Source organism: Bifidobacterium bohemicum DSM 22767 (assembly GCF_000741525.1).
In the GTDB taxonomy this organism is placed as follows: domain Bacteria; phylum Actinomycetota; class Actinomycetes; order Actinomycetales; family Bifidobacteriaceae; genus Bifidobacterium; species Bifidobacterium bohemicum.
Genome location: NZ_JGYP01000002.1, coordinates 742,021 through 766,032 on the forward strand (window position 1 = coordinate 742,021; position 24,012 = coordinate 766,032).

Annotated in this window: 14 protein-coding genes and 1 pseudogene; 6 read left to right on the plus strand and 9 right to left on the minus strand. The window is 58.3% G+C overall.

Annotated elements, in window-relative coordinates; genetic code table 11:
- Nucleotides 1–7: 7 nt before the first annotated feature.
- Nucleotides 8–1,045, minus strand: coding sequence for a hypothetical protein (locus BBOH_RS05305; protein WP_143242479.1), 1,038 nt, complete (start codon nt 1,043–1,045; stop codon nt 8–10).
- A 122-nt stretch (nt 1,046–1,167) separates the two neighbouring features.
- On the minus strand, nt 1,168–2,187 hold the full coding sequence (locus tag BBOH_RS08275; protein WP_052362749.1) for a hypothetical protein: 1,020 nt from the start codon (nt 2,185–2,187) through the stop codon (nt 1,168–1,170).
- A 487-nt stretch (nt 2,188–2,674) separates the two neighbouring features.
- On the opposite strand from BBOH_RS08275, the gene BBOH_RS05315 reads away from it, so the two are divergent.
- Together BBOH_RS05315 and BBOH_RS05320 are read left to right on the plus strand one after the other, a co-directional pair.
- Nucleotides 2,675–3,163, plus strand: a complete 489-nt coding sequence (locus BBOH_RS05315) for an inorganic diphosphatase (RefSeq protein WP_033521408.1) — start codon at nt 2,675–2,677, stop codon at nt 3,161–3,163.
- Between the two features lie 183 nt (nt 3,164–3,346).
- Nucleotides 3,347–3,904, plus strand: coding sequence for a manganese efflux pump MntP (locus tag BBOH_RS05320; RefSeq protein ID WP_033521409.1), 558 nt, complete (start codon nt 3,347–3,349; stop codon nt 3,902–3,904).
- Nucleotides 3,905–4,151: 247 nt separating this feature from the next.
- Here BBOH_RS05320 and BBOH_RS05325 read toward each other — a convergent pair whose 3' ends face one another.
- A complete protein-coding gene (locus BBOH_RS05325) occupies nt 4,152–5,027 on the minus strand; it encodes a hypothetical protein (protein ID WP_033521410.1) in 876 nt (291 codons plus the stop codon).
- A 236-nt stretch (nt 5,028–5,263) separates the two neighbouring features.
- Between BBOH_RS05325 and BBOH_RS05330 the strand changes: the two genes are divergently transcribed.
- The 4 genes from BBOH_RS05330 (at nt 5,264) to valS (ending at nt 11,775) form a co-directional block, all read left to right on the plus strand.
- Complete coding sequence (locus BBOH_RS05330) at nt 5,264–6,043, plus strand: winged helix-turn-helix transcriptional regulator (RefSeq protein ID WP_044098151.1); 780 nt, start codon at nt 5,264–5,266, stop codon at nt 6,041–6,043.
- 288 nt (nt 6,044–6,331) lie between these two features.
- On the plus strand, nt 6,332–7,000 hold the full coding sequence (gene nth, locus BBOH_RS05335; RefSeq protein ID WP_033521411.1) for an endonuclease III: 669 nt from the start codon (nt 6,332–6,334) through the stop codon (nt 6,998–7,000).
- Between the two features lie 69 nt (nt 7,001–7,069).
- Nucleotides 7,070–8,599 (plus strand): ABC transporter substrate-binding protein, encoded by a 1,530-nt coding sequence (locus BBOH_RS05340; RefSeq protein WP_033521412.1) that lies wholly within the window; start codon nt 7,070–7,072, stop codon nt 8,597–8,599.
- 317 nt (nt 8,600–8,916) lie between these two features.
- A complete protein-coding gene (gene valS / locus BBOH_RS05345) occupies nt 8,917–11,775 on the plus strand; it encodes a valine--tRNA ligase (protein WP_033521413.1) in 2,859 nt (952 codons plus the stop codon).
- 164 nt (nt 11,776–11,939) lie between these two features.
- On the opposite strand, the gene BBOH_RS05350 is transcribed toward valS, so the two are convergent.
- The 6 genes and pseudogenes from BBOH_RS05350 to rho all read right to left on the minus strand — a co-directional run bounded on the left by BBOH_RS05350 (nt 11,940) and on the right by rho (nt 23,946).
- The gene (locus BBOH_RS05350; RefSeq protein ID WP_033521414.1) at nt 11,940–15,356 is read right to left on the minus strand and encodes a glycoside hydrolase family 2; all 3,417 of its coding nucleotides are present in this window, start codon (nt 15,354–15,356) and stop codon (nt 11,940–11,942) included.
- Nucleotides 15,357–15,612: 256 nt separating this feature from the next.
- The gene (locus BBOH_RS05355; RefSeq protein ID WP_044098228.1) at nt 15,613–17,208 is read right to left on the minus strand and encodes an MFS transporter; all 1,596 of its coding nucleotides are present in this window, start codon (nt 17,206–17,208) and stop codon (nt 15,613–15,615) included.
- 259 nt (nt 17,209–17,467) lie between these two features.
- Nucleotides 17,468–18,547, minus strand: coding sequence for a glycoside hydrolase family 43 protein (locus BBOH_RS05360; RefSeq protein ID WP_033521478.1), 1,080 nt, complete (start codon nt 18,545–18,547; stop codon nt 17,468–17,470).
- 269 nt (nt 18,548–18,816) lie between these two features.
- Nucleotides 18,817–21,102 (minus strand): annotated as a pseudogene (locus BBOH_RS05365) (glycoside hydrolase family 127 protein).
- Between the two features lie 239 nt (nt 21,103–21,341).
- Nucleotides 21,342–21,758 carry a chorismate mutase gene (locus BBOH_RS05370; RefSeq protein ID WP_044098152.1) on the minus strand — a complete coding sequence of 139 codons (417 nt, stop codon included), beginning with the start codon at nt 21,756–21,758 and terminating at the stop codon, nt 21,342–21,344.
- 97 nt (nt 21,759–21,855) lie between these two features.
- Nucleotides 21,856–23,946: a transcription termination factor Rho gene (gene rho, locus BBOH_RS05375; RefSeq protein ID WP_033521415.1), complete on the minus strand. Its 2,091-nt coding sequence runs from the start codon at nt 23,944–23,946 to the stop codon at nt 21,856–21,858.
- Between the last annotated feature and the right edge of the window lie 66 nt (nt 23,947–24,012).

Consider the following 24,012-nt stretch of genomic DNA (forward strand, 5'->3'; position numbering starts at 1 on the left):
AGCTGCATCACACGCCCTCGAAACCGCCGCTGGCATCCTGGTCGGTCGACCGGGACATTCCTTTCCAATGCGCGTGCCCCCGGTCGTCGACCCTCGAGGTCGAAGGCGCACGCACCGTCACGTCCAGACTCCACTCGAACGTGTGACCGTCGGGCAGGGCGCCGCCCCTCCACGTCGCATGCGCCACATCCCCCGCCGGCGTCGCGCCGTCCTTGGTGTCGAACGCGAACTGGCCGCTCACGTCATGGTTCGCGGTCGCGTCGAACACCCGCTGGTTAGACACCGTATAATGCTGGCCATGCGGGTCGAACCGGTCGCTGAACGTCATCTGGCTGCCCATGCGGCCCGTATGCGACGAGATCACGGTCGTGTTCGTCATGCCGTCCGCGCTCACGCCCGGCTCGATGCCCTTCTCCGGCGGCGCCGGCGGCACATCCGCGACCGGCTCGTACTTGTTGAGCATAATCACCACGATCGAGACGTCGGCCGAGGCATACTGGTCCACGAGGGAATTCACCGAGGTACCCGGCTGATCCTGGAAAGGGTCACCAGTCCCGTAAGTAGTGCCGTTGTTGGCGTAGGTTCCGCCTGCCACCTGCTTTATCCAGTTGTCGATCCATATCTGCTTGGAGTCGTGGGACAGGCCGAGGTACCGCTTGTCCGTGCCGGTCATGGTGCCCACGCCGACCACGCGGCAGTCGGCCGTGCCGTCGCCGGGATGCGCCTCGTTGTAACGGGCCACGCAGTTCGTGTTCGCCTCGTCCAGCGCCTGCCGGGCCGAGGCCCGGCCCGCGTCGGCCATCGTCACGCCCGACGCGCCGAACGCCGCCAGGATCGAATCCATCGAATACCCGCCGAACCCGCCGTCGTTGTCGTCCCGATAGGCCCACTGCTGGACCATGTCGCCCGGAAGGGTGCCGCCGCCGCCCGCCGCGCCCGCTCCGCCGCCGGCATACGCCACGCCCGGCAGCAGGCCCGACAGGGCCGCAACCGCGGCCACCGAGGCGGCCGCCAGCCTTCCCGCTCTCTTTCCGTTCATCCTCATATAGCTCCTCCGCTATCATTGAGGAAGAGGACACCATGCCCTCTTCCAAATATATGGAGCCGTCGCCCCCCGTTCCGATCCGCCAAGAAAGAGACGGGGGACGACAGCAAAACCCTCAAAAATCAGCCAATACCACAAGCAGCACCATGCTGACAAACAGGTGCACCTCCATTAGTAACTCCAGTATGGCTAACCCAGTCCGGGTCATACCCGGGATTCGATGGCGCGGCCGGGGCCGCCGGGGCCGGACGCGCGGCGGGCGCGGGCGCCACGGGACGGTAGGACTGGCCGCCGCCCGAATAGCGGGCGCCGCCCGAACCGCCACCCGTGTATCCGCCACCCGAATAGCCTCCGGACGACGACGATCCGGTCGAAGCCGACACCTGCGCCTGCGCCTGCGCCGCGGCCTGCGCGTCCGCGTCGGCCTTCGCCTGCACGCTCGCGTTCACGGCCGACATCGCGTCGTCCAGCGCCTTGCCCGCGGCCCGCACGTCCTTCAGCGTCGAACCCTTGCCATCAAGCAGCCCGCCCGCACGGTCCACCGCGCCCGACAACACATCGCGCGTGCTCTCGTCCGCCACGCTCCCCGCCGACGAATCCAGCAACGCCCTGCCCGCGTCACGCCTCGAACCAAGCGAGGCACGCGCGTCGGCCAGCATCTTCGCGTCACGCGACGCCAACACACGCCTCGCCCGACGCACGACCTCCGACCGGGCCCCACGCAGCGAATCCACGGCCCTCGCGGCGCCATCCGACTCCGCCCGCGCCGCACCCGGCGAACCCGCCGAACACGACGGCAACGGGGCCTTCACCGCCTTCGACAGTTTCGCGTCCGCCCCGGCGAACGCGTCCACCGTGCCCGCATCCGCCACATCCGCCCGCGCCACCCTACGCGCCGAACCCACCCCGGCACCCAAACCACGCGAACGCAACAAGCGAACCTCCGACACACTCCCACGACACGAACCATTCGCCGAACCCACGGCCGAACGCCACCACCACCCGACACCCGCCGCCACGGCCACCAACACCAGCACCACCACACCGACAACCCAGACACGACGCCCACGCCACCAACGCCGAGGCAGCACACCGGGCTCGGGAGTCGCATCCGGAGCATCTATCTCACTTCGCCTATTCACACCACTCCTTTCCTTGTGGTCAGATACACATACAAGTCTATCAAAGGCAATACAAAATAACGCTTTATCGTCAGTCCCCTTCAATACCTCCGACCTGGTCATGCATCATGTACACATCCCCTTCTTCATCACCCCTGCTCGATTTGATGAACTCCGCTCGATACGTCGACATTGCTTGTTCCGGCAGCTATCTTTGATATTCACAGATTGACTCGTACAAGTAAAGTCGAACAGGGGTATGTGACCTAAATCGAAAGGCTTCCGGCGTGTTGTGGATAACTCAATATGCGACTATCCACATTCCGCCAATTCGAGCATTTCAACTGCATATCTATCCACCTAATTACTCTCAAAGAAGGCATTCACCATTCCGCTATCCACATTTTCAAAATCAAATTCCCCTCAACATCTCCGATATTTCTTTTTCGACCCTGACCTGCGATAAGCTGGTAGGGAACATATCTGACAACCATTTCAAGGAGCAACCATGGCAGAGACATTCAACGTCGTCGTCGAGATTCCGCGCGGGTCAAAGAACAAGTACGAGGTGGATCAGGAGACGGGTCGCATCATGCTCGACCGCACCCTGTTCACCGCGATGGGATACCCGGACGACTACGGCTACATCGAGGGAACACTGGGCGAAGACGGCGATCCGCTCGATGCTCTCGTGATGATTCCGAATTCGGTATTCCCCGGCTGCGTCATCGAGTGCCGCGCCGTGGGGCTGTACCACATGGAAGACGAAGAGGGCGGCGACGACAAGGTACTGTGCGTGCCTGCCGACGTACGCTTTGACGATATCAAGGACGTGAACGACGTCAACGAATATCACAAAGCCGAAATCAAGCACTTCTTCGAGCAGTACAAGGCTCTGGAGCCTGGCAAGGAAGTCATGCCCGGCGATTATTGGACCGGTGTCGAAGAGGCGGAGAAGCAGATCAAGGCCTCCCGCGAGCGCCTCGCACAAAAGTGACGCCTAGCGTCCAATATGATGTACAATAGACGGAACCCCGACCGGCAATACCCGATCGAGGTTCTGTTGATTACCATTTCGTTGGCTACCGTTCCTGCCCAGCCAAGCCTTTTGCTAAGAATCATAAAATTCGGAATATGAGTTAGGCTGATACACACACCCGGATCAAGCGAAAGCGATATCATGAACGTTGAAATACTGCTCATTGCGATTTCCTTATCGATGGACGCTTTTGCTGTCTCCATTTCCAAAGGCCTGGCCGTGCGCCACGTACGCGCGCTTGACGTGGTGATGTCAGCACTATGGATGGGCGGATTTCAGGCGCTTTTCCCGCTGATCGGCTACTTTTTCGCGTCTTTGTTCGGTCAATATTTCAACGCTTTCGGCCACTGGATTGTTTTCGCGCTTCTCGCAATAATCGGCGGGAACATGATTCGTGAGGCTTTTGGCGACAACGAAAACGATGACGCCGGCAGTTTCGACTGGCGGCATATGGCTCCATTGGCGGTGGCATGCAGCATTGACGCCTTCGCAATAGGCGTCAGCTTCCAATTCATGACCGTGAATATCTGGATGGCAGTTGCAGCCATAGGCGTAGTCTGCGCGGCATTCACCATAGCAGGCCTTTATCTTGGGCATCTTATCGGCAAACGCTTCCAGAAGCCCGCTGAAATCCTAGGCGGCATCATCCTTATTTTGCTCGGCGTCAAAGCCGTCCTCAATCATTACAGAATCCTATAGAAGCAGCATGAAAGCGCCTGAGAACTAGATATCTTTTGAGACCGCGTATCATATCAACTATCAACGGCAGATACCGACAATGGATACCATCCAACTGAACGGTCTGCCGCCTGATGGATCAGCGGCTCGAACGGCCTGACACGTAAACAGCCAAGCGATCAGATAATTGAACGATTAGACAATCGGACTCTCAAACGGCCGGACAGCCGAAGACCGGATAGACACGGCACGTTGAATCGGTCAGAGATCATCCGACAAGCAGCACCAAGGCCGCCACCGCCAAATAAATAACGAAACCGGAGAGCATCGGCACTGTAAGCCCCACGCCAATCCAGCCGCCACGACGGCGCCAAACGGTACCCTCATGCCCGTCGTTGGCAACCACATCACTGGCGTTCAGATCCCGCCACCAACGCGTCATGGCGACCAACAAACCGGCCATCATCAGCAATGCAAGCACCACGACCGCGATAGTAACCCATTCGCCGAACCGTGCAAGCGGACCTGTAGCGGCACCATGGAGATGTCCACCGAAGTAGCGCACCAACACCAAGGCGAAAAGCCAACCGGAAGCGCCGACCATCGTTACGGCGACCAAAAGCCCGTGCGCGAGCGAACGCACCATATTCGTGCGTTTCCTACGCAACATCTGACGTCCGAACCCCAGAATGACGAATGCCACGAATACAACCATGACACTCATGGCCCATCGAGTGCAGATTTCCAACAACACGGAAGAGGGAACCTGACCGAAATCCCCGGAGTGGCTCAGCACCGCGATACGCCGGCCTGACGCATCCGTCTGCGGGAGCTGCCCAAGCATCAGAAATTGCATGTCACCGACCAATACCGCCGCGCCGATCACCCCGATCACCCGCTCGAACGCCATGCCCGGAACAGGCCAATAGCCGGCCGCGAAAATCACCATGAAATCAGCTGCGAGCGCCAGAAGGGTCAACCCCACGCGCCCGTCGAACAGCAGCGATACGCCGAGCAGTATCAGCAGCAACACATACAACGAAACCGCAAGTACCACAGGCTTTTTTGAGATACCGCCATGATTGCGTCCGACGCCTTTTTCCTCGACATCGCCAACAGACCGTTGGGTCGCCTTCGCGTTCATCGTATCCGCACTCCATCCTCGAATCGCCCACAAGCCAACTCATAGGCCGCCCGATCCGCTCCCGCTTCCTTTAGCGACAATCAAGCGCCATAACCACAATGTAGGGCATCGGAAGCGAAGGTACTTTATATCGTCTATGCTAGCCGTAAGTGTCCACAACCTGCGGATGCGACAGTTCAAGTCGTTGTTCAACCTAAGCCCGTCCACGGACTTGACGACTTCGGCATGGAGGTGACATGATCGATCTGACTTTGATGACCAACTGCGCGGAACCCGCTCAAGTGCTGCCGTCCCTGACTTTGCTTTCACACCGAGTGCGCGTTCTGCCGATGGATGCCGGCAGCCTGGCGAAACTGCCCGACGACACCATTGTGCTACTCGATGCGTGCGACGACCTTGCCGACGCCAAGCGTCTATGCAGTCTGATTCATGCCGCCGGGCTCACCGTGTCGATTGTCCTCATCATTACCGAAGGCGGCTTCACCGCCGTGAACGGACAGTGGGGCATCAGCGACGTGATGCTTGCCTCGGCATCACCGGCGGAGGTCGAAGGACGGCTGCGGCTGGCCAGCGAACGCCGCACGGCGGGCGCACCGACGGTTGCACCGACCGGCATGCAAAAGGATGCGCCCACCGATTCGGAAGGCATCATACGGTCTGGCGAGCTCGTCGTGGATACGCGTAGCTATATCGCCAGCATCAAAGGACAGCCGATCAACCTCGCCTACAAGGAGTTCGAGCTGTTGAAATATCTCGCTCAGCACCCAAACCGTGTGTTCACCCGGGTTCAGCTCCTGCAGGAGGTATGGGGTTACGACTACTACGGCGGCACCCGCACAGTCGACGTGCACATCCGGCGCTTGAGGGCCAAACTCGGCGGGGAATACGAACATATGATCGGCACGGTGCGCAATGTCGGCTACCGCTTCGACCCGTCCGACGACGGCGCGGGCAACGCAGCACCAGACGACGAAACGGATGGCGAACATAACGGACCGGTTTCCCGACATCCGTAAATCACCTCGATTGCCATGACCGTCGCACCTTCTGACAGCGAAGGCCGGATGAAGATGCGTTGGCCTCCCAGGAATATTCGCTTAACCCAGTTTCTGCAGAAAAAAACACATTCCGGGAAAACACATCTGGGACCTGCAACAGACAATCCCGGTGAGTTCCGAGCGAATAGCCCCCCCGATTACCTTAATCTATGGCCGACAGCCATCGACGTCATCGGCTCAGCATGTCGTTGCCGCCCACAACCTCTACCATGAGACTGTCGAAAAAGTGCCACAGGAAGACCGAATATGCCCGAAGAAAGCAAACGCAAACGGCTTGAGCGCATGCACGCCGAATATGAGGTGCTGCGAGAACTGATACCCAGCCCACAATGCGCATTACATTTTAAGACACCGTTCCAGCTTCTGGTGGCGACGGTTCTGAGCGCGCAGACAACGGACGTGCGCGTCAACGGCGTGACCCCCGCACTTTTCGCGCGGTACGGCACGCCGGAACTGTTGAGCCGAGCCAATCCCGAGCAGGTGGAGGACATCATTCATCCGGTCGGCTTTTACCATACCAAGGCCGCGCACATCATTGAACTTTCAAGCCAGATTTCAACCGATTTCAATGGCGAGGTTCCGCAATCCATGGAGGAGCTCACCACGCTTTCGGGAGTTGGACGCAAGACAGCCAACGTCGTTCTTGGCAACGCGTTCGGCATCCCCGGCTTCCCCGTCGACACGCATGTGATGAGACTTACCGGCCGGCTTCGCTGGCGCACGGACTGGCGATCGACGCACCCCGACCCTGTCAAAATCGAAAAGGAAATCACCGCGTGTTTCGCACCCGAGGAGTGGACGAACCTTTCCCATCGGCTGATTCTGTTCGGCCGTTCCACCTGCCACGCACGCAAGCCCGATTGCGCGGACTGCCCCTTGAACGACACCTGCCCGTCAGCCGGAATGTGGGCCTAGGAACACCGATCGGCACCCAAAAGTCATCATTTTCAGCGACTTTTCAGACACGCGTTGTAGAATCCAGCTATGTCAGAGCGCGCACATCATTCGAATGGGCCAGTTAAAGGCTTGGTCTTCGTCGGCGTGGCCGCAATGCTCTTTGCCGCAATCGGATTCGGCTGGTCGCAACATGATCGTCGGGCACCAAACGGCACCACCTTCGACGCGATTTCGGAAGTGACCATCGGACTGGACGCCAAGGCCCCGCAATCGCTGGACATACGCACCACACCCGGCACCGGACTCGACCAGGCGTTGATCGGCAACGTCTATGAAACATTGGTCAGCCGGGACCAGAACAACAAACCGGTCGGCGGAGTGGCGAAAAGCTGGGAGACGTCGAAGGATGCACTGTCTTACACGTTCAACCTGAACAGCGACATGCGCTTCTCGAACGGTAACGCCATGGATTCCTCCGACGTAATATTTTCACTTGAATCGGTCATCAAGAACAAATACATCGGCTACGAGGGACTATCGAAAGTCAAGACGATCGCGAATCCCAACCCGAACACGGTAGTCATCACCCTCAACTCACCCGACCCGCAACTGCCAAGCACCCTTTCGACACGGGCCGGCATCATCTACGATTCAGCAAGCAACATAGACTACTCAACGGAGGCCTTGGGCAGCGGGCCGTTCACCGTAAGATCGTTCGATCCCGGCAACAGCATCAAATTCACCCGCAACACCCTGTGCTGGAACCAGCAGTCCGCCTCCTCACAAGTGATATTACGATACGTCGATTCGGCGGCAAAGCTGAACAAGGAACTCAAAGCCGGCGAGATCCAGATGGCCGTGCTCAAACCAAGCGACTCCCCCGAACCGTTCAAAGGCAAGAAGGACTACCGGATCACCTCAGGACAGAGCACTTCGAAACTGATACTCGCGCTCAACAACGCCGCCGACTCGATCTTCTCCGACCAGCTGGCTCGCAAATCCCTGCGTTACTCGTTGGACACCGCCAGTCTGGCCAAGCAGGAACCCATTGCCGGCTCACAGCTTGGAGGCCCCATCGGTCCGCTCGAACCCGGCTATGAAAATCTCAATGGCCTTTTCCCGCACAACCCGGAGGAAAGCAAAAAAGGACTGAACTACTTCAGTACCGGTTATTTGGGCACGATTACTTTCGTGGTGCCACAGGAGTACCGTGAAGTGGGTGAGGCCATCGTCAAACAGCTTGAGGCCACAAAGTTGAACATCTCCATGCAGGTGGTCGACGACAGCACCGCCGAGGCGCGCATGGCAAGCGGCGGTTACACGATGGCGCTGACCACGATGAGCGGCACCAATGACGACGCGGGCCAGTTCGCGCAGAACCTCTACAACTATCAGAACGGCAACGCCCAAGACCAGTGGAAGGCCGTGCTGAACGCGACCAGCGAAAACGATTACGAAAACGCGCTGAAGACCTATGCAAGAACCGTCAGCGGCGACGCAGCGAGCGCATGGCTTTTCAACCTTTCCACCACCACCGCGACAAGGCCAGGCGTCAAAGGCGTCAAAAAGAACATGACCGACCAGCGTCTGCCCCTGCGCGACATCCGCAAAGACTGAATTTTCCAGCTTGCCAAGATTTTCCAGCTTGCCAAGACGACCGGACGCACTTCGGCCATTTCGGATTCAATCAACCTCGTCTCTATCCTTATCCTCGACGAGCTCGACCGAGCTTTCGTCGGCCGTGCTCTAATTGCGGCTGTGCTCCGGCTGGACTCATGCGCCCCGGTTGGTTCAATGGACCACTATCGGGCAATCCGTGCAGTACACCCGAGCCCGACGTCCTCCGGCCATACTCCGACTCGACCGGCAAGTGCTCACGAAATCTCCTCAGCCTAGGGTTTCTATGTCACCATTGCTTTCTAGACTGGTCAGCTATGACTAACCAGAGCAACCGCGCAATCAACGCAAACCTTTCCCCGTTGCCCGACAAGGTGGGCGTCGACGGCCTAGAAGACAAATGGCGCGCCGAATGGGACCATGACGGCACCTACGATTTCACCATTCCGCGCGACGGCACCGGCGAACCGGACCGCAAGGCGGTCTACTCAATCGACACGCCGCCACCCACCGTCTCCGGACACCTGCACGTCGGCCATGTCTTCTCCTACACGCACACCGACGTGATGGCGCGCTACGAGCGCATGACCGGCAAGCACGTCTTCTACCCGATGGGATGGGACGACAACGGCCTGCCCACCGAGCGTCGCGTGCAGAACTACTATGGCGTGCGCGTGGACACGACGCTCAGATACGACCCGGACTTCAAACCCCCGTTCGAAGGCACCGAAGGCAGGAAAATCGATGCCCGCGACCAGGTTCCGGTAAGCCGCAGGAACTTCGTGGAACTGTGCGAAAAGCTCACGGCCGAGGACGAAAAGCAGTTCGAGGAGCTGTGGCGCTCCCTGGGCATGTCCATCGACTGGCGGCAGACCTACCACACCATCGGCGAGCACCCGCAGCGCGTGGCGCAAAAGGCGTTCCTGCGCAACCTTGAACGCGGTGAGGCCTACCAGAAGGACGCGCCCGGCCTGTGGGACGTCACCTTCCAGACCGCCGTGGCCCAGGCGGAGCTGGAAAGCCGCGAATACGACGGTTTCTATCACCGCGTCGCCTTCCGCTTCGAGGACGGCACCCCGATCTACATCGAAACGACCCGCCCCGAACTGCTCGCGGCCTGCGGTGCTCTGATCGCCAACCCAGACGACGAAAGGTACAAGCAATACTTCGGCCGATACGTCTATTCGCCGCTGTTCAAGGTGAAGGTGCCGATTCTGGCTCACCCCGCCGCCGAAATGGACAAGGGCGCCGGCATCGCCATGTGCTGCACGTTCGGCGACCAGACCGACATCGAGTGGTGGCGCGACCTCAAACTGCCGACCCGTTCCATCATTCAGCGCAACGGCCGCATCATCATGGGCGTGCCGGATTGGATCGAAGACGCGAACGGCAAGGCCGTTTTCGAGCAGATCGAGGGCAAGACGACCTTCTCCGCCCGCAAGATCATCGTCGATCAGCTGCGTGAATCCGGTGACCTGGACGGCGAACCAAAGCCGACCAAACGTATGACGAACTTCTATGAGAAGGGCGACAAGCCACTCGAAATCGTCACCTCCCGCCAGTGGTACCTCAAGAACGGCGGCACCGATATGAAGCTGCGCGCCGAACTGCTTGAACGCGGCAAGGAACTTGACTTCCACCCCGATTTCATGCGCGTGCGCTATGAGAACTGGGTCAACGGCCTCAACGGCGACTGGCTCATCTCACGTCAGCGCTTCTTCGGCGTGCCGTTCCCGCTGTGGTACCCGGTGGACACCGACGGACAGACGGATTACGAGCATCCGATCACCCCCTCCGAAGACCGGTTACCGATCGACCCGACCACGGACGTGCCCGAGGGATTCACCGAGGACCAGCGCGACGTTCCCGGCGGGTTCACCGCCGAAACGGACATCATGGACACGTGGGCGACCTCGTCGCTGACCCCGCAGATCGTGACGCATTGGGCCGAACCAGATGCGGAAAGCCGGGACCTGTTCAAGGCCACGTTCCCGATGGATCTGCGCCCGCAGGGTCAGGACATCATCCGCACCTGGCTGTTCAGCAGCGTGGATCGCGCGCACCTGGAGAACCGGTGCCTGCCGTGGGCGCACACCGCGCTTTCCGGCTGGATTCTGGACCCGGACCACAAGAAGATGTCGAAATCCAAAGGCAATGTGGTCGTACCCAAGGAGCCGGTGGACAAATACGGCGCTGACGCGGTGCGCTATTGGGCCGCGTCAGCCCGTCTCGGCCTTGATGCCACCTACGATGAGGGTCAGATGAAAATCGGACGCCGTTTGGCGATCAAGCTGCTCAACGCCACGAAATTCGCACTGGCCATCGGCCGTGAGGACGACAACCATCATGTCGGCTCCGCGGCCTCGGCCGCATGGGACCCTGCCGATGTCGTCGAACCGCTGGATCGTGCCGTGATGGCCAGGCTGGCCGAGGTGGTGCGCGAAGCGACCGCCTCGATGAACTCCTACGAGCACTCCAAGGCGCTCGAGACCATCGAAACCTTCTTCTGGCAGTTCTGCGACGATTACATCGAACTGGTGAAGAACCGCGCCTATGGCACGGCGGACTCCACCGGCCGCACCCCCACCCAGGAGGCCGTGAAGTCCGCTCGTACCGCCCTCGGACTTGGCCTGGACGCTTTTGCGCGTCTGCTTGCACCTTACATGCCGTTCGCCACAGAAGAGGTGTGGGGCTGGATGCATGCCGGGGAAGGCTCGGTGCACACCTCGAGCTGGCCCACTGATGAGGCTTATGTGGTTGCGGCAGCTGAACCAAGCCGTAAAGGCGAAAACGTCGAGACCTTACGCGCAAACGAGGAAAGGACCAGGCTGACCGACATGCTCGTGTGGGCCGGCAAGGCGCTGGCTGAACTGCGCGGACTCAAGTCTCAGGCGAAGGTCTCGATGAAGACCCCGATCCTGAAGGCCACGCTCAATGTGCCGCCGGAAGGCCTCGGCGCCGTCGAGGCCACGGTCGACGACATCGCCGAAGCCGGGCGCGTCACCGGAAAACTGACCGTGGATATCGCCCAAGCCGTCGAGACGACCGACGGCAGTGACGATGACGCGGGCTCCTCCAAGGAAGCAGACTCCGCCAAGTCGGACGATTCACCGATCGTCGTCAAGGTTTCCGATGCCGCCCTTGGTGAGCCGCCAGTCAGGAAACCGAAGCACTAACCCGGGCTGGACGCCACGTAGCAGTAGCAGGGGTGTCAGCGGAATTCCGCTGACACCCCTGCTTTATGAAAATCGGTCAAGACGCAACGGTTCGCGCGTCTTGACCGATTTTCATAGAACGGTGGATCGTGTTGCTAAGTCGATCCAGCGGAATACCCGGCCGCTTAACGCACTTGAGGCCGCAAAGTCAGCGAAAAGTCAAAACCGGCCTCATCAAGACGGTGTCGCCGCGCCAACTGCGGACCGCATGAATTGGAACCCATACCCGACTGCGCATAGTCCAAACACAACACCGTGTAGGGTGATGCTTCAAGCTCGTAGTCGTGCAGTCTCAACGTAAGCTCTTCCTGGGTGTACGGCGAGCAATTGAACGAGAACGACTTCGGCGATGCGACGGCAAGGCTCAGGATGCCAGAAGACACTTCGACCACGTCGGTGCCGAAATGCGAACCGTTCTCCTGAGGCTTGAGATACCGCTCGGTAAGCCCCTGCGCAGTGGAAGTGAAATCGCCATACCAGCTGGCCATATGCTTGTCCACGTAACTCTCGTAAGGTCCATATCCACAATATTCGACCCGATTCATCGCCTTGGGAAGGAACAGCCGCAAACCGAAACGAGGCAGGAACGGGAACGTCGCGGCATCACGACTTACGTGGAGCGTCATGCTCACCACGCCTTGACCATTCACGACCCACTCGGCACCCACTTGCGCAATCGGCTGTATGACCGGAGCCACGATGGCGATATTCGCGTTCACGTGCACGGCACCCTCGGCGTCCGGCTTCGCCTCGCAATCGTAGGCACGGCAGTAGGCACGCGAATATCCGGCATCCTGCCAGTCTTTTTTCGCGTAGATATCATTGTCGGTGGGGGCGCGCCACACGTTCAATTGGGCGGGCTGAGCCAGCAGCGACCGTTCACCGACCGACATCGAATCGACCAGACCGGTACGCCTGTCAAAAACGTAACGCCAGTTGTCGCTCGTAAGGACAATCTGCCGCGACGTCTCACCGACCCCAATCGAGTTCACACGCAGCTGCGACACGGCTGAATCGATGATGGCCGTCGCGCTGACATTGGAACGATTTGCAACCCGCACCGGCACTTCATCAAATCCGAGGTCGAAACCTTGCGGCAGCGTGGAACCGGCCCTCCGCAGACGGTACCGGACCAGCAGCGTGACTCTGCCGTGACCGGGGACATCAAGGTGCGGGAGTTTCAACGAACCTTCGCGATGCGCCGCAATACCGACGACCGGTCCACAATAAGCATTGAACATATCCCCGGGCAGCCCGGAGGCGGCGCCCCGCTCGGCAGATGGCGCAAAGTAACCCTGTTCGCGCGCCTCGCCGTCCACCAACAACTGCCATGAAATCGTCACATAATCGGACAAGTCAACAAAATCCATGTAATTATGGACCGTCAGCGTACAGGACTTCGGTTCAAAACCGACCACGCGTGCGGGACGGAACACGTTCTTGAACTCCTTAAGCCCGGTGTGCGGTGTTCTATCGGGGTAAACCAGTCCGTCCATGCAGAAATTCGCCGCGTTTGGAAACTCGCCGTGGTCACCGCCATAGAAGTAGATCCTATGCCCGTTCGTACCATGACCCATATCGACGGCATGATCGCACCACTCCCACACGCAACCGCCGAGCATACCGTCATGGCGCTGGAACGCATGGAAGTAGTCCTCGAGGTCGCCCGGGCTGTTGCCCATCGCGTGGCTGAACTCGCACAGGAAGTACGGACGCGATCCGTCGTCGCCATCGTCCCCGTTTTCACAGGTTCCATGCGGGCCTTCAGGCGTAAAGTAGGCGTCAATCGCCTCGACGGAAGGATACATGCGCGAATAGATGTCCAGATTCGAATAGTCGAGGTCGCTCCTGGGCGAACCGTGGATCGCGGCCTCGTAATGGGTCAAGCGGCTGGAATCGCGTTCCTTGGTCCATTTCAGCGCCTCTTCGAAGCCACAACCATAGCCGGATTCGTTGCCCATCGACCAGATGATCACGCCAGGATGGTTCTTCTGGCCTTCCACGTTCCGTTGCACACGATCCACGATGGGTTGGATGAAACGCGGCTCATCGGAGATCTTGCCGTTCCAGCATTCACGGTTGGCGCGCTTCTCGTACAGCACGTCAATGCCATGCGTCTCCATATCGGACTCGGCTATGACATAGAAACCGAGCTTGTCATATAGCGCGTAATAATGAGGGGCGTTCGGATAATGGCTCGTCCTTATGGCGTTGACGTTGTGCTCCTTCATCAACGTCAGGTCTCGCATGATCTGCTCCTGACTGATGGCGTAGCCCGTCCGAGGGTCGCTGTCGTGACGGTTCACGCCGTGTATCTTGATCGGACGGCCGTTGACTTTGACCACATTGCCATCCACGCTAACGTCACGGATGCCTATATATTCGGTGATGACCTCCACGGGAACGGCGCCCGTCCGTTGCCGGAGGTCACCCGGTCGCACCTCGTCGCGCGCAAACGTCTCCAGCACCAGACGGTAAAGGTCGGGTTGCTCCGCGTTCCACAGCATCGGCTTATCGACGGAGAACGTCAAGCTCGAAACGTCGCCTCCGGGTCGAGCCTCGGAACGCCCGACGAGGCTGCCTTGCGGATCGTATAACGTCGCGACGACCGGGCAGGGACGTCCCGGAAGATTGCCGACGAATGCGTCGGCGCTCACGACACTGCCGGAGACGGCGTCGGCAGCGGCCGGACGCCCGTTCCTCCCAACCGTGGTCGGCTCGGAATTCACGTCATGATTCCCGTCTATTTCCTCGGAACTTCGAGGGGCGAGGAAATCGACATCGACACGAACCTCTGCCCGGCCGTAATCGTCATGAAGGTCGGTGTGGACGAAGTAATCACGGATACCATCCTGTGGACGACGCAACAGGTAGACGCTGCGGAAAATCCCGCTCATACGGAATTTGTCCTGATCTTCCAGATAGCTGCCATCGCACCACTTGAGGACCAGCACGGCCACACGATTGCGACCCCGCCTGAGCTGACGCGTCACCTCGAACTCGCTGGTCGAATGGCTCACCTGGCTGTAACCGACGAAAGTGCCGTTCAGCCACACGTAGAAGCAGGAATCAACGCCCTCGAAATTCAGGAACGCCCTTGGAGCGGTCGAATCAACGTCGTATGTGAAATCACGCAGATACACCGCGCAAGGATCGTCCTGCGGCACGCAAGGCGGATCATACGGGAACGGATATTCGGTGTTCGCGTACTGGTGCTGGTCGTACCCCTGCATCTGCCATACCGAAGGAACCTCAATACGGTCGTATACGCCGATACCCGCATCCCCGTCCATATCGAAACCGTCGTCATAAAACGGCTTTCTCCCCTGCGCTCGAGCCGCAGTGACCTCCTCGTCCAAATCGTAGACGCTCGGGTAATAGCGGAACCCCCATTCCCCATCAAGACTTACGAACCTATCCGACCGCATACGCAGGTCGCCGCGATCGTCTTGGGGCACCGAATCGGGGACGAAGTAGGCACGCGGGGGCTCGGCACCGACATGCAGTCGGGTTAAATCCTCATAATAACGTTGTATGAACACAGCTATCTCTTATTCCTTTGCTTCATCGCAACGGCCTGAAAGCCGGGAGCGAGGCCACCATTGCATTTCATAACCAATGGTAGGGATATCCATGGCTGGAAACTCGAATAAACGCACAGCTTTCCAGTACTTTCCAATTTTCGAATTCTCCTTTCTTACATCGTTTTCCAAGGGGAACCAAGCGAGACGGCACGCATGTCAGCGGACGAAAACGTTCACAACGACCCCCCGGCATCTCCGACGCGACAATGTGCAATCACCCTTCCAAAGAGCCAGCCGCACGTTCTCGATCCATCCCCCGTCCATAGGGCAGTCCCGTAAGCGATTCGATCACGGCACGGTCGCCAGGAGCGATGTCGCACGGCCTACCACCTTCACGCTTGCGGTTGATTTCATCAAGTACCACCGCATCGGTACGCCTATCAAGCGTGAATGCACGTGAAACAAGCAGAGCCACAATCACCGAGACCGCAACCCAACCGAACATCAGCACCGCCAATCCCAATTTCGCGCTTTGCGGCTGCCAATGCCGCGTGGAATCGAAGCCACACCACATAAGGACCATACCTACGAGAATGTTCGCCAGTCCCGAGAACATCTGACGCAGTCCGGCTTGGATTCCTGAGAACGTGGAAGGACGGTAACGGCCGGTCACAACCTGATCCACATCCGAAATGAACGGGAACATGGCCCAGGGGACGGAACCGTACAACGAACGGAACGTGAAGTACAGTATGGATCTCGCATACACGAAGACGGTCCACCATGGATCAGGCAAACGCCCGACGACAATGGTGGATACGAACATGAGCAAGAGAGATGTCAACGCCCCTACGAAACCGACCGCATAGAGCGGCTTTGGCCCAAAACGGGTCAGCATTGTGCTGAACAGCGGCATAAGCGGCAACGAAATGACACCGGAGGAAAGCAAAAGTGAGGCGAAAGCCGCCGTGCGATTCCAATCGTAGATAACGAAGAACACGAAGACCTGGCCGAACACATCGTTGGAAATCTGGATGAGCAGGTATATGCAGAGATGCTTACGGAAAATCGACAGGCGTAACGTGCTTGCGTATTCGGCAAGCGCCATGGCAATCCGATGGATGAACGTGCCATGACGACTTTCATCTTTACTGCGGGTTTTAGAGTTCGCATCCCCAGCCGCCGCAAACTTCCCCTCTTCGCGCGCGTATTGACCGAACCCGGCTTCCTGAGGCGTCATCTCCCACGTCGAATGCCAGCAAATGAATACCGCCACCGAAAAAAGAACGACTATGGAGATAGCCAGTATCATGTAGCCCTTCGGATGCCGGTCACCGAAAATACCCAGTATGAAACCACCGGCTATCAGAATCACCGTCCCTGACAGCCCCGAAATGGTAAGCCGGGTCGTGGAAAGCTTGTTACGCTCACCAAAATCACGCGTCATTTCGCCGGCAAGCGGATTGTACGCCGCCGCGAAAAGCTGAGCCACAATAATCCAAAAAGCATAGGTGACGAAATAGACGGGAGTCGGGAAACCGGGAATCCACATCAATATACCGAGCAGGATCATCGGGGAGACCATGAATATGATGAGGCGTCTGCGTCCGAATCGACGGCCTAGCCGAAAACGGTACAGGTTGTCATCAAGGATGCCGAAGCACAAGGCGGCAACCGCACTAATCAGCGCGCTCATGCCGATGAAGGCCTGTGCGGTGCCAATCGACATTCCACAGAACCTTGTCCAGAAAAGCGCCAGATACGTGCCGATAAGCGCCATCTGCCCGCCACCGAAAAAGTCACCGACTCCGTAGCCGATTGCGGATTTCAAAGTGATTTTGCGTTTCCTGTCTGAATCATGGTCCGGCATCGAAGACGGTCCCATTCGTCCGGTCTTTTCAGAACAATCGGTCTCCTGGCGAACCGAATCATCAAGAGATCGGGAATCATCTTCCCGTTTGATCACCAGGCCGGAAGCATTACTTTTGTGAAACAAACATTGCATTATATCTTACGCACCCTGTCCACGTTCTTTGTCGCCATCGACGAGTCCCACACCGCCCCATTGTACTCTTGAGACAACGTAAGACACCCTTGTCGCATGCGATCCGCGTTTTCTTCCCCGGCTTCTATCGCCGCGTCCCGGTACCTATGATGCCATCGGATGACCTCAGGCGTTCATACTCGGCCCGTGTCAGCGAAAGCACTCCACCATGCTTGGTGTGGGCGCGCATATGGAAATCGTCCAACGCCATGTATTCAAATCCGCGATCGGGGTCGGAACCGACCATCGGCCTGTACCCTATGGACGGAATCACATCGACATACAAATAGACGTTCGGGTCGCTGTGGGACGCGAACAAAGCCGGACCTTCCACACCTGCCGGATTGTTATCTTCGATCCAATTCGCGCCAATCCTTTCTTGAAGCACCGTCCACCGGGTCTGCGGAAGCCACCAATGTGGATCGTCCGTCGCATCAAGCCAGATATTTGGATCCGGCCCATTGTCTTTCGTGACGCGGTAGGTGCGTTTCGCGCCCGAGGGCGATTCCAGCTGCAGCATCGTCGTATCGATGGTATCGTGCCCACGGTCGATGAAAACACCACCCAGAGAGAATGTCTCCTGCGTGAAATCGGTCGTCACGCCCCAAAGCACACGGTCATGCACGGTTGGATCTTCATGGCCCGAATCATCGTCCGCGAAAAGCTTGCTTGACCAGTACAGCACGAACGCACCACTTCCTCCACTATGCCCTTGCGGGTAATAGTCGGGAACCCAGGTGGCCTCGGGAGCCCATGCCATGCCCAATTGGGCATGCGAACCATCGCCACGGTCAGAAACGTCAAGCAGCCGAACATCGCTCCAATGCACAAGGTCATCCGTCTGCCAGACGAGAAGATTGGTGCTACCCTGATGGGAGCGGGCGTACCAGTCCTCGATACGGTCGGATCCGCCTTCTTTGCCGAAGACACGCAAATCGGTCGCCAGTAGGTAGATGCACCCCGTTTCAGGGTTACGTACGACATACGGGTCACGCGATCCGGTGGTGCCCACATGAGATGTGAGCACCGGGACGCCACCGTTGAGGGGCCTCCAACTATTCGGATTGTCACCGACGGACAGATCCATATAAATACGCTCAGCATAACTGGTCGGATCCTCGATGAAATGCACCAGCAAATAACCGTATGGATCGTCGTTACTCATGTTCACCATCGCTTGATAACTTTCCTATCGTTCATTCCTTGTCAGGATGGTCGATTACCTACTTCCGCAATCGGCCACCATATTCGTTGCTTGGTCGATCCTTCCTCTGAATCAAACAATAACGTTACCGGCTTTGCCACCGAACTCAAACAGCTCCCGTATGACTTTCAGGCAAAGCCGATTTCAGAGAAGATCGAAATTCGGGCAGTTCAGATTCCAGGCGGAATCAGAGCGCCGAATCAACTTTTGTCGGCTTACCCAGACCGGACTCAGTCGACATCCAAAAAGACGCGCATCTCCCCCAATCCTCGGTTGGCCCAGACGAAATAAGGGATCAAGGTCACCGTGGCGGGCTCACGCTTCGCCGGTATCCATTTGGAGTATAGCGGTTGAGAAGCCGCTTCAGCGAGACAGGCCGCCCGGTCATTTCGCCAGCCTCGCACCCTTAACCTCACGATTGGCCGAGTACATTCATCAACCGCGCCCAACGCCTCATCACCGAATCCTCGTGACCCGGCCCTGAAATCATATCGCTCGGCCGACACCTCAATACGTCCTTGCGAGCCGTCAACATGCAGCAGATGCAACCCGGGTCAGTTGTCGCACTCTTCCGCGCAATACACGATTGGCCCGCGGACGAAAGCGACCTTGCCGGCGTCTTCACTGACTTTTGGATTGGCCATGACGGGAACCACGTCCATCGCGAAGTCGAGTCTTACGACATCACCCTCATGCCAGTCGCCGCTTAGATACAGGTAACCGTCACGCACCACTCGGCTCATCCGCGGACCCACAGGCTCCCCTGCGGCATCCACGACGCTCACGGCGGCAGCGCTGGTCCGCCAGTCGCCAGCCCATGAAGGCAGGCGGAACGCGATGGCGAAATGCCCCGATTGGCGACCAGCACCTCTTTCGCCCGTACGACTTTGCGATTTTTCGGAGTTCTGAGCTACAAAGTGCACCGTTGCAGCGGCCAAGCCGGACCAGGGTTGATCGCCGTGCATTTCGAGACACACCGTGCAAGCGCCATCGGTGTCGTTTTCGGCATCGACCGCTTCGAAGCTCGTCCGGCCACCCACATACAGATGGACGAACAGGGTACGGCCATCGTCACCCTGCGTGTAGGCGTAGCACTGCACCGATTCAACGAGCCTTGCGATGTTGGGCGGGCAGCAAGCGCAACAGAACCACTTGCGACGCAAAGGCGAGACGTGGGCAAAACGCGAATCATGGTTAAGGTACGTCCGTGGTCTGACCTCTAGCGGGTTCACATAGAAGAAGCTTTTCCCGTCCATTGCCATGCCGGCAAGCACCGTGTTGTAGAGCGCCCGTTCCATCACATCCGCATACTCGCTTTTGGGTTCCAACTCAAGCATGCGCCGGGCGAAGAACACGAGCGACACGGCCGCGCAGGTCTCGCTGTAGGCAAGATCATTGGGCAGGTCGTAGTCGTAGGAAAACGCCTCACCCGCCGAAGTCGCTCTGATCCCTCCAGTCACATACAACTTACAATCGACGATATTGCGCCACAACCGGTCCACGGCTTGCTTAAGTTCAGCGTCATCAGTCAGCCTCGCAACATCGGCAGCACCGGAATAAAGATATCCTGCGCGTACGGCGTGCCCCACAGCTTCGTCCTGCTTTTTGACGGGCCTATGCGCCTGATAATAAGCGTATGGGGCGGGGCAATCGGTATTCGGCCTATATGCGACACCGTCATGAGCCGCCCGCTTACGGTCTTCCTGCTCGAAATACAGCGGGTCTTGGCCACGTTGCGTAATGAAATAGACGGCCAAGTCCAAATATCGGGACTCCTTCGTCACCTCATAAAGCCGCACCAAAGCCATTTCCGCGATCTCATGACCTGGATAGCCGTGCAGCCGCTCAGGTGAGGAACCGAATACCGACCAAACATAGTCCGCGAACCGACAGGCGGCGCGCAACAGCTTGTCTTTACCGGTGCCCTGATAATACGCTATCGCCCCTTCGATGAGATGACCCATGCAATACAGTTCGTGATGGTCTTTTAAATCAGTGAAATGCCGATCCATGCCGCCAAGGATGTAGAATGTATCGAGGTACCCGTTGGGCTGTTGGGCGGCGCAGACCACATCAATCGCACCGTCGGCGGTGGCCTCCAGATCCGGGTCGGGATGATGCGCCAAGGAATATCCGACCGCCTCGATCCACTTGGAAAAGTCCGTGTCCTGGAACACGAAACCATAGAATTTGTCGGGGTCCGGACGCGAGGGGTCTTCGGGCAGTACGTCGAAACCACGATCCGTGTAGGTCGGTGCCTCGAATCGCCCGCCCGTCGCTTCAGCTTCGGCCTCGCGCTGATTCTGTCTGGCCGCAGCACGGAAGTTATGCATGCAATAGCTTGGATCAGCGCCCGCTACCTGATCGTTGAGCACCCACCACTGATACGGCAACACCGCCGTACGCACCAATTCCTGCTCACGAGACCAAAACGAGCTGTCCACCGACGCCGACCGTATATCGATCGGATGACTGGTATGCGCAGCGCGATCAACGGACTTGGCTTTTTCGCTCATGCTGGACGCCTCCCAAAGATGGATTTCCAACGTTGAAATACCATGATAACAGCACCTGCCACACAAAAGCCAAACTCTGATCCAAGGGAGTGGTTCACGCGACCGAAGCCGGATTATACTACGTTTCGATTTGCGGGGAGGATAGGGATATTGGCGTCACTGTCGCTAATTATTGACTGGACGAGGTGATTCGACGACATCGCCTTGACAACGTCACTCATAAGCGTCGATGTCGACCGTCATTGATGCTCATCATTGACGCCCTCGGCATCGGAGACCGCAGCGCGGCTGTCATCCATGATCTGCTGATGCCGTTTTTTGGCCGCGGTGACCACGAATCGCAGATACTCCTGGGCAATGGCAGGGTCTAGTCCGTTTTCGTCCGCAAGATGACGCAAACGCTGCGACTGCGACCGTTCACGCCCCGGATCCTGCGGGGCGAAGCCGGCATCGGCCTTGAGCCTGCCGATCTCTTCCGTGTACGAAAAACGCTGCGCCAGCAGGCGGACGATATCGTCGTCTACCACGTCGACCGAATGCCGTAATTGCTCAATACGCACCACTTCCCGCGCAATGTCGGGATTTTGCCGAGCTTGCGTATCGTCAATGGTCGTATTCTGCCAGTCCGTTGTTCCTGAAGTCTGCCTGTCGTTCATGGTTTCAACAATACCGTGCGCCGCGCACTTACCCGACAAGCAAAAAGGCCCGCTAGAAGCGGACCTTTTGAACCACGGTCATTCACACCCGAAAAAGTCAGCCGTTGCCGTTCTGTTTGATGATGGCCTGAAGGAAGTCGCGGTTGGTCGGCGTCTTCTTCAAACGCGGCACTATGGTCTGATAGGCCTGTTCCGGCTCAAGTCCGCCAAGCAGACGACGCAGGCGGTAAATAACCGCCAACTCGTCGTTCGCCGTGATCAGCTCCTCACGACGCGTGCCGGAGGCGTTGATGTCGATGGCCGGGAACAGACGCTTGTCCGCAAGATCACGCGACAGGCGCAACTCCATGTTGCCCGTGCCCTTGAACTCTTCAAAAATGACCTCATCCATCTTGGAGCCCGTCTCCACGAGGGCCGACGAAATGATGGTGAGCGAACCCCCGTTTTCGATGTTACGAGCGGCTCCGAAGAACTTCTTCGGCGGGTACAACGCCTGCGCATCCACACCGCCTGACAGGATACGGCCTGAGGCCGGCGCAGCGATATTGTAGGCACGTGCCAAACGGGTCATCGAATCGAGGAGCACGACCACATCCTGCCCCAGCTCCACCAGACGCTTCGCACGTTCAATGGCCAGTTCGGCCACGGTGGTGTGGTCGGAGGCGGGGCGGTCGAATGTGGAGGAAATGACCTCGCCCTGCACGGTGCGCTCCATGTCGGTGACCTCTTCGGGTCGTTCGTCCACAAGCACCACCATGAGGTGCACCTCAGGATTGTTGGCCGCAATCGAATTCGCGATGTTCTGCAACGTGATCGTCTTGCCGGCCTTCGGCGGGGAAACGATGAGACCACGCTGACCCTTGCCGATCGGTGCCACGAGGTCAATCAAACGCCCGATAAGGTTGCCGGGTGCAGTCTCCTGTTTGAGTCGTTCCTGCGGGTACAGCGGGGTGAGTTTGGAGAACTGCGGACGGTTCGCGCTCTGTTCAAGGCTCAGGCCGTTGATGGTATCGATGGATTGCAACGGCACGAACTTCTGACGCTGGTTGCGACGGTCATTCTCTCGCGGCGGACGAATCGACCCTGTCACCGCATCACCTTTGCGTAGGCCATATTTGCGGATCTGCCCCATCGATACATAGACGTCGTTAGGGCCAGGCAGATAACCGGAAGTACGCACGAAGGCATAAGAATCCATCACGTCGATGATGCCTGCCACCGGCACCATGCCCTCCTGAGAGTCAGTACGGCGAACTCCTTCTTCACGCTCCATGCGCTCAGAACGATTCAAGGAGCGACGTTCGTCGTCATCGTGTTCCTCAGCGCCATAGCCACCGCGGCCACGCAAACGACGCTGGTGACGATCGTTGCGGTCATTACCGCGAGAATATCGGTCGTTACGGACGGCGTTGCGATCATTATGCCGCCCCCGACGCGTGACTTCCTGCCGGGGCTCGTCAGCCAGATCGACCTGATCGTCGCTTTCAGCGGTATCCACCACGGGCAGGGTTGCTAGAATATCGTCGAGATCACGTACCTGGCTCGCGGCGCTGTCGCGCTGAGACTGTTCTTGCGCACGGAAACTACGTCTGCGAGCGTGTTGCTCCTGCTCTGCGGAATCCTCGTTCTCGTCTTCGTCGGACCTCACACGGCGGGCGTTACGATGGCGAATCTGTTCCTCCTCAAAGGGAAAATCACCACCGTCAGCACGCCTACGACGATGAACGCCACTTTGCGAACCCGTCGTGCGCCCCTGATCGCCGGACTCAGCGCCGGACTTCGTGCGCTTTTCGTCATGGACATCTTCAGCAGCCGCTGTTTCCAGAGCTTCCTGAGTGTATCGGCGCTTTGAACGACCAGCCGGCTCCTTCTGACGATCAGCGGATTGTTCATCGCTGGAAGAACCCTTCTGACCAGGACCCTTAGCGATGTTGTCGTCTTCTGTTTCGGCATCCGCAATAGGAGCTGATTTAATGCCGTTTTTGTCTATGGAATCAGCGGACTTTGCAGATGTGCGAGACGCCCCGACCGTAACACCCTGCGGCGCGGCACCGCCGTTACGGGCAGCCTGAAGCGTCGCGACCAACTCGGGCTTGCGCATCGTCGAAGTGCCACGAAGACCCATCTGCTTCGCGAGTGATTTGAGCTCGGTGAGCTTCATATCCTCAATATTTTGGCTTGTTGCCACTAGCGTTACCTTTCCTCGACCTCTTATAGCGATACACCAAGAGGCTTAATGAAAAAGATGCGGATT